15 protein-coding genes are annotated in these 14,591 nt (G+C 69.3%); 6 read left to right on the top strand and 9 right to left on the bottom strand.

All coding sequences use genetic code 11. The features are described 5' to 3' along the window. On the bottom strand, positions 1 to 1,098 hold a 1,098-nt coding region (locus ABDW35_RS18045; RefSeq protein ID WP_343715265.1), incomplete at its 3' end, for an efflux RND transporter permease subunit. 4 nt (positions 1,099 to 1,102) lie between these two features. Next, on the bottom strand, positions 1,103 to 2,272 hold the full coding sequence (locus tag ABDW35_RS18050) for an efflux RND transporter periplasmic adaptor subunit (RefSeq protein WP_343715266.1): 1,170 nt from the start codon (positions 2,270 to 2,272) through the stop codon (positions 1,103 to 1,105). Between the two features lie 200 nt (positions 2,273 to 2,472). Between ABDW35_RS18050 and ABDW35_RS18055 the strand changes: the two genes are divergently transcribed. Next, on the top strand, positions 2,473 to 3,087 hold the full coding sequence (locus ABDW35_RS18055; protein WP_343715267.1) for a hypothetical protein: 615 nt from the start codon (positions 2,473 to 2,475) through the stop codon (positions 3,085 to 3,087). Between the two features lie 4 nt (positions 3,088 to 3,091). Here ABDW35_RS18055 and ABDW35_RS18060 read toward each other — a convergent pair whose 3' ends face one another. Beyond that, positions 3,092 to 3,490 (bottom strand): DsrE/DsrF/DrsH-like family protein, encoded by a 399-nt coding sequence (locus ABDW35_RS18060; RefSeq protein WP_343715268.1) that lies wholly within the window; start codon positions 3,488 to 3,490, stop codon positions 3,092 to 3,094. After that, positions 3,483 to 4,277, bottom strand: coding sequence for a molybdopterin-synthase adenylyltransferase MoeB (gene moeB, locus ABDW35_RS18065; RefSeq protein ID WP_343715269.1), 795 nt, complete (start codon positions 4,275 to 4,277; stop codon positions 3,483 to 3,485). The genes ABDW35_RS18060 and moeB overlap by 8 nt, the downstream gene beginning before the upstream one ends. 201 nt (positions 4,278 to 4,478) lie before the next feature. Between moeB and ABDW35_RS18070 the strand changes: the two genes are divergently transcribed. From ABDW35_RS18070 to ABDW35_RS18080, 3 genes are all read left to right on the top strand, one after another. Then, entirely contained in the window at positions 4,479 to 5,870 is a 1,392-nt protein-coding gene (locus ABDW35_RS18070; RefSeq protein WP_343715270.1) for a cytochrome ubiquinol oxidase subunit I, read from the top strand. 79 nt (positions 5,871 to 5,949) lie between these two features. Beyond that, complete coding sequence (cydB, locus tag ABDW35_RS18075; protein WP_343715278.1) at positions 5,950 to 6,903, top strand: cytochrome d ubiquinol oxidase subunit II; 954 nt, start codon at positions 5,950 to 5,952, stop codon at positions 6,901 to 6,903. 86 nt (positions 6,904 to 6,989) lie between these two features. Further along, complete coding sequence (locus ABDW35_RS18080) at positions 6,990 to 8,282, top strand: cystathionine gamma-synthase family protein (RefSeq protein WP_343715271.1); 1,293 nt, start codon at positions 6,990 to 6,992, stop codon at positions 8,280 to 8,282. 31 nt (positions 8,283 to 8,313) lie between these two features. Here ABDW35_RS18080 and ABDW35_RS18085 read toward each other — a convergent pair whose 3' ends face one another. The 5 genes from ABDW35_RS18085 to fabA all read right to left on the bottom strand — a co-directional run bounded on the left by ABDW35_RS18085 (position 8,314) and on the right by fabA (position 12,027). Further along, positions 8,314 to 8,889, bottom strand: coding sequence for a pyridoxamine 5'-phosphate oxidase family protein (locus ABDW35_RS18085; RefSeq protein ID WP_343715272.1), 576 nt, complete (start codon positions 8,887 to 8,889; stop codon positions 8,314 to 8,316). Between the two features lie 93 nt (positions 8,890 to 8,982). Continuing rightward, positions 8,983 to 9,270 (bottom strand): hypothetical protein, encoded by a 288-nt coding sequence (locus ABDW35_RS18090; RefSeq protein ID WP_343715273.1) that lies wholly within the window; start codon positions 9,268 to 9,270, stop codon positions 8,983 to 8,985. A gap of 174 nt (positions 9,271 to 9,444) precedes the next feature. Continuing rightward, positions 9,445 to 10,278, bottom strand: coding sequence for an enoyl-ACP reductase FabI (gene fabI, locus ABDW35_RS18095; protein WP_343715274.1), 834 nt, complete (start codon positions 10,276 to 10,278; stop codon positions 9,445 to 9,447). Next, on the bottom strand, positions 10,275 to 11,492 hold the full coding sequence (gene fabB / locus ABDW35_RS18100; RefSeq protein WP_343715275.1) for a beta-ketoacyl-ACP synthase I: 1,218 nt from the start codon (positions 11,490 to 11,492) through the stop codon (positions 10,275 to 10,277). The genes fabI and fabB overlap by 4 nt, the downstream gene beginning before the upstream one ends. A 19-nt stretch (positions 11,493 to 11,511) precedes the next feature. Continuing rightward, the gene (gene fabA, locus ABDW35_RS18105) at positions 11,512 to 12,027 is read right to left on the bottom strand and encodes a 3-hydroxyacyl-[acyl-carrier-protein] dehydratase FabA (protein ID WP_343715279.1); all 516 of its coding nucleotides are present in this window, start codon (positions 12,025 to 12,027) and stop codon (positions 11,512 to 11,514) included. Between the two features lie 206 nt (positions 12,028 to 12,233). Here fabA and ABDW35_RS18110 point away from each other — a divergent pair, with 206 nt between their 5' ends. Both ABDW35_RS18110 and ABDW35_RS18115 read left to right on the top strand, forming a co-directional pair. Continuing rightward, positions 12,234 to 13,940, top strand: a complete 1,707-nt coding sequence (locus tag ABDW35_RS18110) for a tetratricopeptide repeat protein (RefSeq protein WP_343715276.1) — start codon at positions 12,234 to 12,236, stop codon at positions 13,938 to 13,940. Between the two features lie 2 nt (positions 13,941 to 13,942). After that, a partial coding sequence (locus tag ABDW35_RS18115; protein ID WP_343715277.1) for a 4-(cytidine 5'-diphospho)-2-C-methyl-D-erythritol kinase occupies positions 13,943 to 14,591 on the top strand: 649 nt, incomplete at its 3' end.

Genomic DNA, 14,591 nt, shown 5'->3' on the forward strand with positions numbered 1-14,591 from the left:
GGCGCGCAAATTGCCCAGGAACACGAACACCACGATCGCGACCAGCACGAAGGCCTCGAGCAGGGTCTTGATCACCTCGCCGATCGTCTCGCTGACGAAGACGGTGGTGTCGTAGGTGATGCGATAATCGACCCCGGCGGGGAACCGCTCCTTCAGCCGCTCCATCTCCGCCCGCACGCCTTCGGCGGCGGCGACGGCGTTGGAGCCGGGCGACTGATAGATGCCGATCACCGCGGCCGGGGCGCCGTTCAGCCGGGCGGTGGTGTCGTAGGACTGGCTGTTCAGCTCCAGCCGCGCCACGTCCTTCAGCCGCACCACCGACCCGTCCGGGTTGGCGCGCAGGATGATGTTCTCGAACTGCTTGACGTCGGTCAGCCGGCCCAGCGTCTGCAGCGTCACCTGGATCTGCTGGTCGTCCGGCATCGGCTGGGCGCCCAGCCGGCCGACCGCGGCCTGCACGTTCTGGCTCTGCACCGCCGTGACGATGTCGTTCGGGGTCAGGCCGAAGCTGGTCAGCTGGTCGGTGCTGTACCAGATCCGCATCGCGTAGTTCTGGGTGCCGAACAGCGACGCCTGGCCGACGCCGCGCACGCGGGCCAGCGAATCGACGACGTTGATGATCGCGTAGTTGTTCAGGAACAGGTCGTCCTGGCTCTTGTCCGGCGAGTACAGGGTGACCAGCTGCAGGATCGCCGAGGACTGCTTCTTCACCGTCAGGCCCTGGGCCGTGACCTCGGGCGGCAGTTTCGGCTCGGCCAGCGCCACGCGGTTCTGGACGTTGACGGTGTTGATGTCCGGGTCGGTGCCGACGGCGAAGCTGACGGTCAGCGAGTAGGAGCCGTCGCTGCCGCTGGTCGACGACATGTACAGCATGTTGTCGACGCCGTTGACCTGGGCCTCGATGGGCTGGGCCACGGTCGATTCGACCACGGCCGCGCTGGCGCCGGGATAGGCGCCGCTGACCGAGACCTGCGGCGGCACGATGTCGGGGAACTGGGCGATCGGGATGCTGCGGATCGCGATCAGCCCGGCCAGCGTGATGACGATGGCGATGACGATCGCGAAGCGGGGCCGATCGACGAAGATCGAGGACAGCATGGGGTCAGTTCCCCGCCGGCTTGGCCGGCGTCGTCGCCTCGGCCGCCGCCGGCGCCGGGTTCACCTCCTGGCCCGGGCGGACCTTCTGCACGCCGTCGACGATGACGACGTCGCCGTCATTCAGCCCCTGCTGCACCACCACGTCGGCGCCCTGGTTGGCGCCGGTGGTGATGTGCTTGGCGGCCGCCTTCTTGTCCTGGCCCACCACCAGCACGTAGTTGCCGGTCTGGTCGGTCAGGATCGCGCGCTGCGGGATCACCAGCGCCTCGACCGGGGTCTTCCGCTCCGCCGTCACCCGGGCGTACTGCCCGTCCGTCAGGATGCGCTTCGGGTTCGGGAACTGCGCCCGCACCAGCAGCGTGTCGGTGTTCTGGTCGACCTTGACGTCGGTGAAGTCGATCTTGCCGGTCTCGGGGTATTGCGAGCCGTTGGCCAGGGTCAGGTGCACCACCACGTCCTGCGGCTCGACCCGGCCGGACCCGCTGGCCTGCTGCACGTCCTGGATGAAGCGGTCGCTGACCGGGAAGGTGACGTAGATCGGGTCCTGGCTGACGATGGTGGCCAGGGCGCCGTTCGACGGCCCGACCAGCGCGCCGACGCTGAAGTTGGAGATGCCGACGCGGCCGTCGAACGGCGCCGCGATCTGGGTGTAGCCGAGATTGATCTGCGCCTGCTCCAGCGCCGCCTGGTTCTGCTGCACCGCCGCGTTGGCCGATTTCTCCGCCGCGATGCGGTCGTCCAGCGTCGCCTGCGAGACGTTCTGGTTCCGGATCAGGTCGCGGGCACGGTCGGCCTGCAGCTTGGCATTGTCGGCATTGGCCTGGGCGCTGGCCAGGTTGGCCTGGGCCTGGTCGACCGCGGCCTGATAGGTGTCCTTCTCGAGCACGAACAGCAGGTCGCCGGCCTTCACCTCCTGCCCCTCGGTGTAGGCCCGCTGCTTCAGGAAGCCTTCAACCCGGGCCACCAGATCGACCTTGTCGATCGCCTGGACCCGGCCGACGAAGGTCACGCCCTCGGCCACCGGCCGCTTGGCGGCGGTGACGACGCCGACAGCAGGCGGCGGCATCTGCGGCGCCTGGGCCTGCTTGTCGGAGGACTCGTTGCAGCCCGCGAGGAGGATGAGGCCAAGAGCGAGGGCGGGCCCGCGCCGCCGTGCTGTCCAGGATCCCGACATGATTGGCCTGTCTCCTCCGGCTCTGATCAAGGGGGCATCTGTGCAGTCTTCCGCGCGGCTCGCGCTGACTGGCTTCACGGTATCATTCTTTTGTTATTGAGAAAGCATCTTGCAGATATTTCGCGTCCGGAACCACGGGGCCGACCACGGGTTGACAGACCAAGTGGGCAGAACAAGCAATGGAGATCGGGAGGCCTTTGATGACGATCCGGCCGATTCTCATCGCGCTCGCCGTCCTGGCAATGACGGCGGCGGCCCAGGCGCAATTGCTGGATGCGGTGCCGAACCCTCGGGCCCCGTCGACCCCGACCCCGTCGCAGCCGCTGGTCGCGCCGGGCCTGCCCTCGCGCCCGTCCCAGCCGCTGATGGTTCCCGCGCCCGCAACCAATCCTGCCGCCCCCACGGCATCCTCCGCCCCGCCCGTACAGGATCCCGGCCGCACCGTCCGGCTGGAGCAGCAGCAGGCGCATCCGAGCGGCGTGGCGATGACGCTGAGCAGCATCACCTATCGCGCCGACAGCGTCATCGTCGCGGCCACCATCACCAACCTGTCCGACCGCGCCGTCTCGCTCAATCATGGCGGCAGTCTGGTCCTGGTGGATGACCGGGGCCGCAGCCATCCCTTCGTGCCGCCAGCGGACAACCCGGAAGTGCAGATCGGCCCCCGCTCACGGGTCACCGCCAGCTTCGTCTTCGTCGGTCCGATCGACGGCGATGCGCGCACGGTGCAGCTCTCGACCAACGGCTCCTCGGGCAGCCGCAGCGACCGGCTGACCTCGGCGCCGGCGTTCCTGTTCCGGATGCCGGTGTCCTGAGCGATCAGATGAACAGTAACTGGCCGTCGCGCGGCGATTCGGCCAGCAGGGTGACGACGCCGGCGATCTCGGCCGGCACGACCAGGTCGGCGGCGGCGAGGCCCAGGGCGCGCAGCCCCATCTCGCAGGCGATGAAGCGCACGCCCAGCGCCTGGCAGGCCTCCAGCAGCTCGGCGAAGGTCGCCACCCGGCGGGCGGCAAAGCCCGCCTCCTGCGCCTCGGCATCGCCGTCCAGCCGGCGCCAGCCCTCGGGCAGCAGCGCCCGCAGGGCCTGGCCGGTGAAGAACAGCGTCGCCCGGCGGTTGGTGGCGGCGGCGGCGCTGGCCAGGACCAGCGCGTAATGCACCCGGTCGAAGCGGCCGTCGAACACCACGATCGACAGCGCGCCGACGCCCTCAGCCATGGTGATGCGACAGGTCGGTCATCGTCGGGTGGTCGCCGCACAGCGGGCAGTCCGGGTCCCGCGGCAGGGCGATCTCGCGCAGCCGCGCCTCCAGCGCGTCGTACAGCAGCAGTCGGCCGGACAGGCCTTCGCCGATCCCGAGGATCTCCTTGATCGTCTCGATCGCCTGCATCGATCCCAGCACGCCGGGCAGGGCGCCAAACACCCCGGCCTCGGAGCAGCTGGGCACCGTACCGGGGTCGGGCGGCGCCGGGAACAGGCAACGATAGCAGGGGTGCGGCGCGCCGAGATGCGCCTTGAAGGTGGACAGCTGCGCCTCGAAGCGCAGCATCGCGGCGGAGACCAGCGGCCGCCCGGCCAGGAAGCAGGCGTCGTTCAGCAGATAGCGGGTGGCGAAGTTGTCGCTGCCGTCGACCACGATGTCGAAGGCGGCGATCCGCTCCGGCGCCGCGGCGGCGGTCAGCCGCTCGGCGAAACGCTCGACCTTCACCTCCGGGTTCAGCGCCTGCAGCCGGAGGATGGCGCTGTCGACCTTCAGCTGGCCCAGCGTGGTGGTGTCGTGCACCACCTGGCGCTGCAGGTTGGACAGCTCGACCAGGTCGTCGTCATAGAGGCCGATGGTGCCGATCCCGGCGGCGGCGAGATAGAGCAGCAGGGGCGAGCCGAGGCCGCCGGCGCCGATCACCAGCACGCGGGCGGCCAGCAGCTTTTCCTGACCCTTGCCGCCGACCTCGGGCAGCAGGATGTGGCGCGCATAGCGCTTGATCTGGGCGTCGGTGAAGCTCATGGCCGGAGCATAGCCCTCCGTCCTGGGGGAAGGAACAGCCCTAGCATGCCGGGCCGCTTCGCTGCGCTGCGACGTGTCGCCCGGCTGGGGCCTTATGGCACGTCATCCGGCCGTGAAATTCCCCGCTGTTCTGTGGCATATTCTTTCCGAGCCAAGAAATAAGGCGGCCGCGGCCAGGCGGTTTGCCGAAGGAGAATTGTCATGGATCTCGATCCAGTCCTCCTGTCCCGGTTCCAATTCGCCTTCGTCGTCTCCTTCCACTTTCTGTTCCCGGCCTTCACGATCGGCATCGCCAGCTGGCTGGCGGTGCTGGAAGGGCTGTATCTGAAGACCGGGCGGGCGGAATACCGGACGCTCTACAAGTTCTGGATCAAGATCTTCGCCGTCTCCTTCGGCGTCGGCGTGGTCACCGGCATCGTCATGACCTACCAGTTCGGCACGAACTGGGCCGGCCTGACCCGGGCCGGCGGCAGCATCCTCGGGCCGCTGCTCGGCTACGAGGTGGTGACGGCCTTCTTCCTCGAGGCCGGCTTCCTCGGCATCATGCTGTTCGGCTGGGACAAGGTGCCGAGGATCGTCCATTTCGGGGCCACCGCCGCGGTGGCGGTCGGCACCGCGATCTCCGCCTTCTGGATCCTGTCGGCCAACTCCTTCCTGCACACCCCGGCGGGCTACGAGGTGGCGAATGGCGCCCTGGTCCCGTCCGACTGGCTGCAGATCGTGTTCAGCCCGTCCTTTCCGGTGCGCTTCGCGCATACAGTGGTGGCCGCCTACCTGACCACCGCCTTCGTCATCGCCGGCGTCTCGGCCTGGTACCTGCTGCGCGGCCGCAGCGTGCTGGAATCGCGCCAGGCCTTCTCGATGGGGCTGTGGCTGATTGCCGTTCTGGCGCCGGTGCAGATCTTCATCGGCGACCAGGCGGGGCTGGAGGTGCGCGCCAACCAGCCGGCCAAGCTGGCGGCGATCGAGGCGCATTGGGAGACCAGCGGCGACGTGCCGCTGATCCTGTTCGCCTGGCCCGACCAGGGCGGCGAGAAGAACGACTTCGTGCTCGAGGTCCCGCATCTCGGCTCGCTGATCCTGACCCATAGCTGGGACGGGGTGGTGCGGGGGCTGAAGGAGTTCCCGGTGCAGGACCGGCCGCCGGTCGCCATCGTGTTCTGGACCTTCCGCATCATGGTCGGCCTCGGCTTCCTGATGCTCGGCGCCGCGCTGCTGGGCCTGTGGCTGCGGGCGGTGGGGCGGCTTTATGACAGCCGCTGGTTCCAGCGCTTCATGGTGCTGATGCTGCCCTCCGGCTTCGTCGCCGTAATCGCCGGCTGGTTCACCACCGAAATCGGCCGCCAGCCCTGGGTGGTCAACGGCATCCTGCGCACGGCCGATGCGCTGTCGCCGGTCGGCGCCGGCAGCGTGCTGCTGTCGCTGGTGTTGTACGTCGCGGTCTACGCGATCCTGCTCGGCTCAGCAGTCTACTACATCGTCAAGCTGGTGCGGGTCGGGCCGGAAGCCCCCGAAGCCGATCGCGAGGAGACCTTCAAGACCCCGGCGCGGCCGTTCTCGCTGCCCGACGCCTCCTTCGAATCCCGGGAGTGATGCCATGACGCCGGATGTCTGGACGATTCCGACCGTCCTGCCCCTGATCTGGGCCGCGATCGCCGCCGTCGGGGTGTTCATGTACGTGCTGATGGACGGGTTCGACCTCGGTGTCGGGATCCTGTTCCCCTGGGCCCGGACGGAGGAGGACCGCGACCTGATGATGAACTCGGTCGCGCCGATCTGGGACGGCAACGAGACCTGGCTGGTGCTGGGCGGCGTCGTCCTGCTGGCGGTGTTCCCGGTCGCTTTCTCGATTATCGTGCCGGCGCTGTACCTGCCGATCACCTTCATGGTGATGGGGCTGATCTTCCGCGGCGTCGCCTTCGAATTCCGGTTCAAGGCCCACACCAGCAAGTGGCTGTGGACCGTGGCCTTCGCCGGCGGCAGCCTGCTGGCCACCTTCTTCCAGGGCGTGGTGCTGGGCACCTTCGTCCAGGGCTTCCCGGTGACCGACGGCCACTTCACCGGCGGGGCGTTCCACTGGATCTCGCCCTTCAGCCTGATGACCGGCGTGGCCCTGGTGTTGGGCTACGGGCTGCTCGGCGCCGCCTGGCTGGTGATGAAGACCGAAGGCACGCTGCAGGGCTGGGCCCGCGACGCCACCCTCCGGCTGCTGCTCGGCGTGCTGTTCTTCATGGCAGTGGTCAGCCTGTGGGTGCCGTTCCTCGACCGGTCGATCGCCGATCGCTGGTTCACCTGGCCGAACACGCTGTGGTTCGCGCCGGTGCCGATCCTGGTGGTGCTGTTCGCCTGGCGGCTGTGGCTGTCGCTGCAGCGCGGCTCGGACTACGGGCCGTTCCTCTACACCATGGCGCTGTTCGTGCTGGGCTACACCGGCCTGGCGATCAGCCTGTGGCCCCATGTGGTGCCGCCCGACCTGACCATCTGGGACGTCGCCGCCCCGGCCTCGTCGCAGCTGTTCCTGCTGATCGGCGTCGCCTTCCTGATCCCGCTGATCCTGGTCTACACCACCTATGCCTATTGGGTGTTCCGCGGGAAGGTCAGGTCCGGCGAAGGCTACGACCACTGAGGGGCGGTCTCCACGCCGTCGTTGCGGAATTCCGGAACGATCCGGAGTAGTCTCCGCGCCAACGCCGCCTTTCCAGGAGAATCGTCATGGCCGGATCGGGCTACCGCAAGGACCGCATCGGCAACCACAAGCTGCACCCCGAGACGCTGATGCTCGGCTACGGCTACGACCCGACCCTGTCCGAGGGCGCGGTCAAGCAGCCGGTCTTCCTGACCTCGACCTTCGTGTTCAAGTCGGCCGAGGAGGGGCGGGATTTCTTCGACTACACCGCCGGCCGGCGCGAGCCGAAGCCGGGGGCCGATGCCGGCCTGGTCTATTCCCGCTTCAACCACCCGAACAGCGAGATCGTCGAGGACCGTCTGGCGATCTATGAGGGGGCCGAGGCGGCGGGCATCTTCTCCAGCGGCATGTCGGCGATCGCCACCACGCTGCTGGCCTTCGCCCGGCCGGGCGACGTCATCCTGCACAGCCAGCCGCTGTATGGCGGTACCGAGACGCTGGTGGCCCGCACCCTGACGCCGTTCCAGATCGGCGCGGTCGGCTTTCCGGACGGCGTCGACGGTGCCGTGATCCGCAAGGCGGCGGAGGAGGCGATGGCCAAGGGCCGCGTCTCGGTGATCCTGGTCGAGACGCCGTCGAACCCGCTGAACACCCTGGTCGATCTCGAGCTGGTGCGGGCGGTGGCCGACGAGATCGGGTCGAAGCAGGGCCACACCCCGGTGATCGTCTGCGACAACACCCTGCTGGGCCCGATCTTCCAGAAGCCGATCCGGCACGGCACCGACATCGTGGTCTATTCCCTGACCAAATATGTCGGCGGCCACAGCGACCTGGTGGCCGGCGCGGTGCTGGGCCGGCGCGACCAGGTCCGGCAGGTCAAGCTGCTGCGCGGCGCCATCGGCACCCAGCTGGACCCGCATTCGGCCTGGATGATCGCGCGGTCGCTGGAGACGCTGTCGCTGCGCATGACCGCCGCCTGCCGCAACGCCGAGACCGTGACCCGGTTCCTGGCCGAGCATCCGCAGGTCGCCCGCGTCTACTACCCGGCCCTGCTGCCGGCGGGCAGCCCGGAGCGGGCGGTGTTCGACCGGCAATGCACCGGGGCCGGCACCACCTTCTCCTTCGACATCAAAGGCGGCGAGGCCGAGGCCTTCCGCTTCCTCAACGCGCTGCGCATCTTCAAGCTGGCGGTCAGCCTGGGCGGCACCGAATCCCTGGTCTGCCACCCGGCGACCACGGTGCATTCCGGCGTGCCGAAGGAGACGCGGGAGCGGATCGGCATCTCCGACGCCACCATCCGCGTCTCGATCGGCATCGAGCATGTCGAGGACCTGGTCGCCGACCTGACCCAGGCTTTGGCGGCCGCCGGGGAAGGCTAGCCGCGACGCCACGGCCTGTTCGGGGCGCGGATCACCTGGCCTCCGCCGGATCCTCCTCGAACAGGCCGGTCGGCAGCCCGTCGATGCTGCGGGTGTTCTTCAGCCGGCGATAGGCCTCCAGCCCCTCCTGCTTCTCCTTCGCTTCGGCCCAGCGCGCCAGGGTCGGCCGCTCGCCGGCATGGTCGAACAGCGGCACGCCGAAGCCGCAGGAGGTCTGGACCAGGTCGATGTCCAGCCACACCATCTGCCGGGCGCCGACCGGCTCCTCGCCGCCATACTCCGCCTCCAGCAGGCGCGTGTATTCGGGGCCGCCGCGGCGCAGCACCCGGCCGGCGCCGTACAGCCGCAGGATCATCGGCGCGCCCTCGAAGGCGCAGAGCATCAGGGTCAGCCGGCCGGTGGCGCGCAGATGCGCCGCGGTCTCGTTGCCGCTGCCGGTCAGGTCGAGATAGAAGGCGGCGTTCGGCCCCGGGATCCGCAGCATGTCGGTGCCGCGGGGCGAGACATTGACCCGTCCCGTGTTGGCGGCGGAGGCCGTAAAGAAGATTCGCTGGCGCAGGATGAACTCCCGCAGGGCCGGCGAGATCTCCGGGAACTGCTTGGCCATGGCGTCTCCTTGCGCGGGTCGGCGGAAAGCCTAACCGAGGCGCCGCAGCCGGCTCAACCGGCCGGGGCGCAGGTCTGGGCTGCCCCGGCCGCGTCAGCGGCTGGGCCGGATCACGCAGGAGACGCCGTCGCCCCGGACATAGGTGTAGGTGCGGTCGGACAGCCAGCCGGTGCGGTAGGTGTAGACCGTCCCGCTCGGATCGACCGAGACGCCATAGGCGTCGGAGGTCGAGAACACGATCCGGCCGCGCGGGCCGATGCAGATGATGCTGTAGGAATCCATCTCGTCGACCGGGGTCGGCTTTTCGGCGGCCCGGGACGGCACGCCGGGAACCAGGAAGGCCGCGATCGCGATCCCACCGACGATCCGCAAAGCCGTCATATGCCTCATGGCCAGCCCTATGACCTGTCGGGCGGACATCATATCAGCGGAGTTGAATCCCTATCCATCGTCATCCCGTGCGCGCTGCGGCACGCAGTGCCGCGGCGCAGACACGGAATCCCTCCGATCCGAGGAGATCCCCGCTTTCGCGGGGATGACGATTCAGGAAAGCGGTCAGGCCTCCGCCGCCTCGCTGTTGCGCGGCGCGGCCGGCATGCCGATGGCGTGGTAGCCGGCATCGACATGGTGCACCTCGCCGGTGACGCCGGTCGACAGCGGCCCCAGCAGGTACAGGGCGGCGCCGCCGACCTCGTCGAGGGTGACGTTTTTGCGCAGCGGGCTGTTCTGCTGGTTGAAGCGGAACACGTAGCGCGCATCGCCGATGGCGCTGCCGGCCAGGGTCCGCATCGGCCCGGCCGAGATGGTGTTGACCCGGATGCCCTGCGGGCCCAGATCGGCCGCTAGGTAGCGCACGCTGGCCTCCAGCGCCGCCTTGGCCACGCCCATGACGTTGTAGTTCGGCATCACCCGCTCGGCGCCCAGATAGGTCAGGGTCAGCAGGCTGCCGCCATTCGGCATGATCGCCGCCGCCCGCTTCGCCAGCGCGGTGAAGCTGTAGCAGCTGATCCGCATGGTGCGGCTGAAGTTCTCGGCCGTGGTGTCGAGGTAGCGGCCCTTCAGCTCTTCCTTGTCGGAATAGGCGATGGCGTGGACCAGGAAGTCGATCGACCCCCATTCCGCGCCCAGCCGCTGGAACAGGGCGTCGACCGAGGCCTCGTCCTCGACGTCGCAGGGCGCCAGGAAGCTGGCGCCGATCGACTGGATCAGCGGCTCGACCCGCTTGCGGAAGGCGTCGCCCTGGTAGGTGAAGGCCAGCTCGGCCCCCTCGCGCGCCAGCGTCGAGGCGATGCCCCAGGCGATCGAGTGGTTGTTGGCGACGCCCATGATCAGGCCGCGCTTGCCGGCCATCAGGCCGGTGCCGCGGCGTTCGGTCGAAGTGGTGGTCATGCAGCGTACCGCTTGAAGGCGAGCGTCGCGTTGGTCCCGCCGAAGCCGAAGCTGTTGGAGAGGACGGTGGTCAGCCCGGCATTGTCGATCCGTTGCCGCACGATCGGGAAACCCTCCGCGGCCGGGTCGAGATTTTCGATATTGGCGCTGGCGGCGATGAAGTCGTGCTTCATCATCAGCAGGCTGTAGATGGCCTCGTGCACCCCGGCGGCGCCCAGCGAATGGCCGGACAGCGACTTGGTCGAGCTGATCTTCGGCGCCCTGTCGCCGAACACCTCGCGGATCGCGCCCAGCTCGGTGACGTCGCCGACCGGGGTCGAGGTGCCGTGGGTGTTGATGTAGTCGACCGGCGTGTCCACCGTCACCAGGGCCTGGCGCATGCAGCGCACCGCGCCCTCGCCCGACGGCGCGACCATGTCGTAGCCGTCCGAGGTGGCGCCGTAGCCGACCAGCTCGCCATAGATCTTGGCGCCGCGCGCGCGGGCGTGCTCCAACTCCTCCAGCACCACGGTGCCGCCGCCGCCGGCGATGACGAAGCCGTCGCGGTCGCGGTCATAGGCGCGGCTGGCGCGCTCCGGCGTGTCGTTGAAGCGCGAGGAGAACGCGCCCATCGAGTCGAACAGCACCGACAGGGTCCAGTGCAGCTCCTCGCCGCCGCCGGCGAAGACGATGTCCTGCTTGCCCCACTGGATCAGCTCCGCGCCGTTGCCGATGCAGTGCGCCGAGGTCGAGCAGGCGGAGGAGATCGAGTAGTTGACGCCCTTGATCTTGAACGGCGTCGCCAGCGTCGCTGAGTTGGTCGACGACATGCAGCGCGGCACCATGTAGGGGCCGATCCGCTTCGGGCCCTTCTCGCGGGTGATGTCCGCCGCGTCGACCTGGTTCGAGGTCGACGGCCCGCCGGAGCCCATGATCAGGCCGGTGCGCTCGTTCGAGACGTCGCTGTCCTCCAGCCCGGCATCGGCGATGGCCTGGGCCATGGCGATGTAGTTGTAGGCCGCGCCCGGGCCCATGAAGCGCAGGATGCGCCGGTCGACATGGTCGGCCGGGTCCAGCTTCACGGTGCCGTGGACATGGCAGCGGAAGCCCAGCTCCTTGTACTCCGGCGCGGCGACGATGCCGGAGCGGCCCTCGCGCAGGCTGGCGGTGACTTCGTCCTGGTTGTTGCCGATGCTCGAGACGATGCCGAGCCCGGTGACGACGACGCGTCGCATGGTGGTTCTCCGCGGTTCGTCAGAACGCTTCGGTCGACGTGAACAGGCCGACCCTCAGATCCTTGGCCTCGAAGATGATCTTGCCGTCGACGGCGACGCTGCCGTCGGCGATGCCCAGCACCAGCTTGCGGTTGATCACCCGCTTCAGGTCCAGGCGGTAGGTCACCAGCTTGGCGTCGGGCAGCACCTGGCCGGTGAACTTGACCTCGCCGGTCGACAGCGCCCGGCCCTTGCCCGGCGCCCCGGTCCAGCCCAGGAAGAAGCCCAGCAGCTGCCACAGCGCATCCAGGCCCAGGCAGCCCGGCATCACCGGGTCGTTCTCGAAATGGCAGGCGAAGAACCACAGGTCCGGGCGGATGTCGAACTCCGCCACCGCCTCGCCCTTGCCATAGGCGCCGCCGTTGTCGTTGATGGTGGTGATCCGGTCCATCATCAGCATGGGCGGCAGCGGCAGCTTGGCGTTGCCAGGGCCGAACAGCTCGCCATGCGCGCAGGAGAGCAGGTCTTCGTAGGTGTAGCTGGATTTACCGGTCACGGCCGCGTTGGCGCCTTCCATGGTCTTACCGACGCGCGCGACTGTAGCGTTTTTTCGGGTGGGCACAAGTGCGAGCCGGGCGCGCGGTGACGGCTCTCAATAATATAGATGGGCCCAATGGTCGCGGCGAACAGGCATTGCCTGCGGCCGTCCGGCACCCTAGCTTCGGGTACCACGGCACCCTATCGGCGGAATTGGACGCGCGCATGACCGTCTGGCGGACGACCCTCCTGGCCTCCTGTGTCGCGGCGACGGCCGTGCTGCGGCCGCCGGCCGCCGAGGCCGCCACCGATCCGCGCACCGTCGCGGGCGCCTATCTCGCCGGCGCCCATGCGCTGGCGGCCCGCGACCTCTCCGCCGCCGGGCGCTTCTTCAGCCAGGTGCTGGCGGCGGATCCGGACAACTTGGCGCTGCTGCGGCGCAGCTTCACCCTGACCCTCGCCGGCGGCGATGTCGACGGTGCCGCCAAGCTGGCCCGGCGCCTGGACACGGCGGACACCGCCGACCAGCTGGTCCGCATCACCCTGATCCTGAACGATGCCAAGGTCGGCCAATGGCGCGGCGCCCTGGACCGGCTGAAGACGATGGAGGCGGAAGGCACCGCCAAGTCGATCACGCCGATCATCTCGGCCTGGCTGCGGGTTGGCGCCGGCGACGGCAAGGCGGCGCTGTCCAGCCTCGATCCGCTGCTGAAGCAGGCGCGGCCGGACGCGCTGGGGTCGATCCAGAAGGCGCTGATCCTCGACTATCTCGGTGACCTGGACGGCGCGCAGAAGGCCTATGAGGCGCTGGGCGACATGGGCGGCACGGTGCGGCTGGTCGAGGGGCTGGCCAGCGTCTATCAGCGCGAAGGCCAGCGCGACAAGGCGCGGCAGGTCTATCGCAGCTTCACCGACCAGAACGGCGACAACCTGCTGCTGGAGCCGGCGATCCAGCGCCTGGACAAGGGCGAGCGGGCGCAGCCGATCATCGGCAGCCCGGCCGACGGGCTGGCCGAGGCGCTGTTCTACATCGCCAGCGCCGTCAGCCAGGACCGCGATTCCCAGGGCGGCGACACCGCCCTGATCTACACCCGCCTCGCCCTGTATCTGCGGCCGGACTTCCCGGTGGCGCAGATCCTGCTGGGCGACGTGCTGGCCGGGCAGGAGCAGTACCAGAACGCCATCGCCGCCTATGAATCGCTGCCGGACGGCACGCCGGCCGGCTGGATGGCGCGGGTGCGCGAGACCCTGGCCTATGAGGGGCTGGAGCAGTTCGACAAGGGCATCGCGCTGGCCTCCGACCTGGTATCGGAGCGGCCGGACAGTCAGGCCGGCTATCTCCGCCTCGGCGACCTGTACCGGGCGAAGCAGGATTTCGCCTCCGCCGTCGTCGCCTATGACGACGCGGCCCGCCGCCAGAAGCGGCTGGAGGAGGTGGACTGGACCTTCCTCTACCGCCGCGGCATCGCGCTGGAGCGGGCCGGCCGGTTCGACCGGGCCGAGCAGGATCTGCGCCGCGCCATCGGGCTGAACCCGGACCACGCCAACCTGCTGAACTACCTCGGCTACTCGCTGCTCGACCGCGGCAAGGACCTGAAGGAGGCGGAGGACCTGATCCGCAAGGCGGTCGACCTGTCGCCGAATGACGGCTACATCACCGACAGCCTGGGCTGGGTCTATTACCGCACCAACCAGATGGACAAGGCGGTGGAGACGCTGGAGAAGGCGATTTCGCTGAAGCCCGAGGACCCGACCATCAACGACCATCTGGGCGACGCCTATTGGCGGGTCGGCCGCAAGCTGGAGGCGCGCTACCAGTGGGAGGCGGCGCTGCGCACCACCGAGGGCGACCCGCCGAAGGACAAGATCCAGGACAAGCTGGCCAACGGCCTGCCCGCCCAGGAAGCGTCGGCCCCGGTCAAGTCGAACTGATCGTGACACGGCCCGGCAAGGTCTGGACCGGCACCGCGCCGGCCAAGGTCAACCTGTATCTCCACGTCGTCGGCAAGCGCGCGGACGGATACCATCTGCTGGACAGCCTGGTGGTGTTTGCCGATGTCGGCGACCGGCTGACCCTGGCGCCGGCCGAAACCCCGGCCCTGACCGTCACCGGCCCCTTCGCCGGCGCCATTCCGCCGGGCGACGACAACCTGGCGTTGCGCGCGGTGCGGCGGCTGGCGGCCGCGACCGGGCGGCCGGACGGCATCGCCGTCACCCTCGACAAGCGGCTGCCGGTGGCGGCCGGGATCGGCGGCGGCTCGGCCGACGCCGCGGCGGTGCTGCGCGGCCTCGCCGCCCTCTGGGATCTGGCCCCGGACGATCCGCGCCTGCTCGAGGTCGCGGCCGGGTTGGGCGCCGACGTCCCGGTCTGCCTGGCCGGCCGCACCGCCTGGCTCGGCGGGGTCGGCGAGCGGCTGGAGCCGGGGCCGGACCTGGCCGGGATGCCGATCCTGCTGGTCAATCCCGGCGTGCCGCTGTCGACGCCGGACGTCTTCCGGGCCCGGCGTGGCGGCTTCTCGGCCGAAGCCCGCTTCCCGGAGGCCAAGCCGACGCTGGAGCAGCTCTGCGCGCTGCTGGCCGGGC

Origin of the sequence: Inquilinus sp., from assembly GCF_039594555.1 — a bacterium.
Lineage (GTDB): Bacteria > Pseudomonadota > Alphaproteobacteria > DSM-16000 > Inquilinaceae > Inquilinus.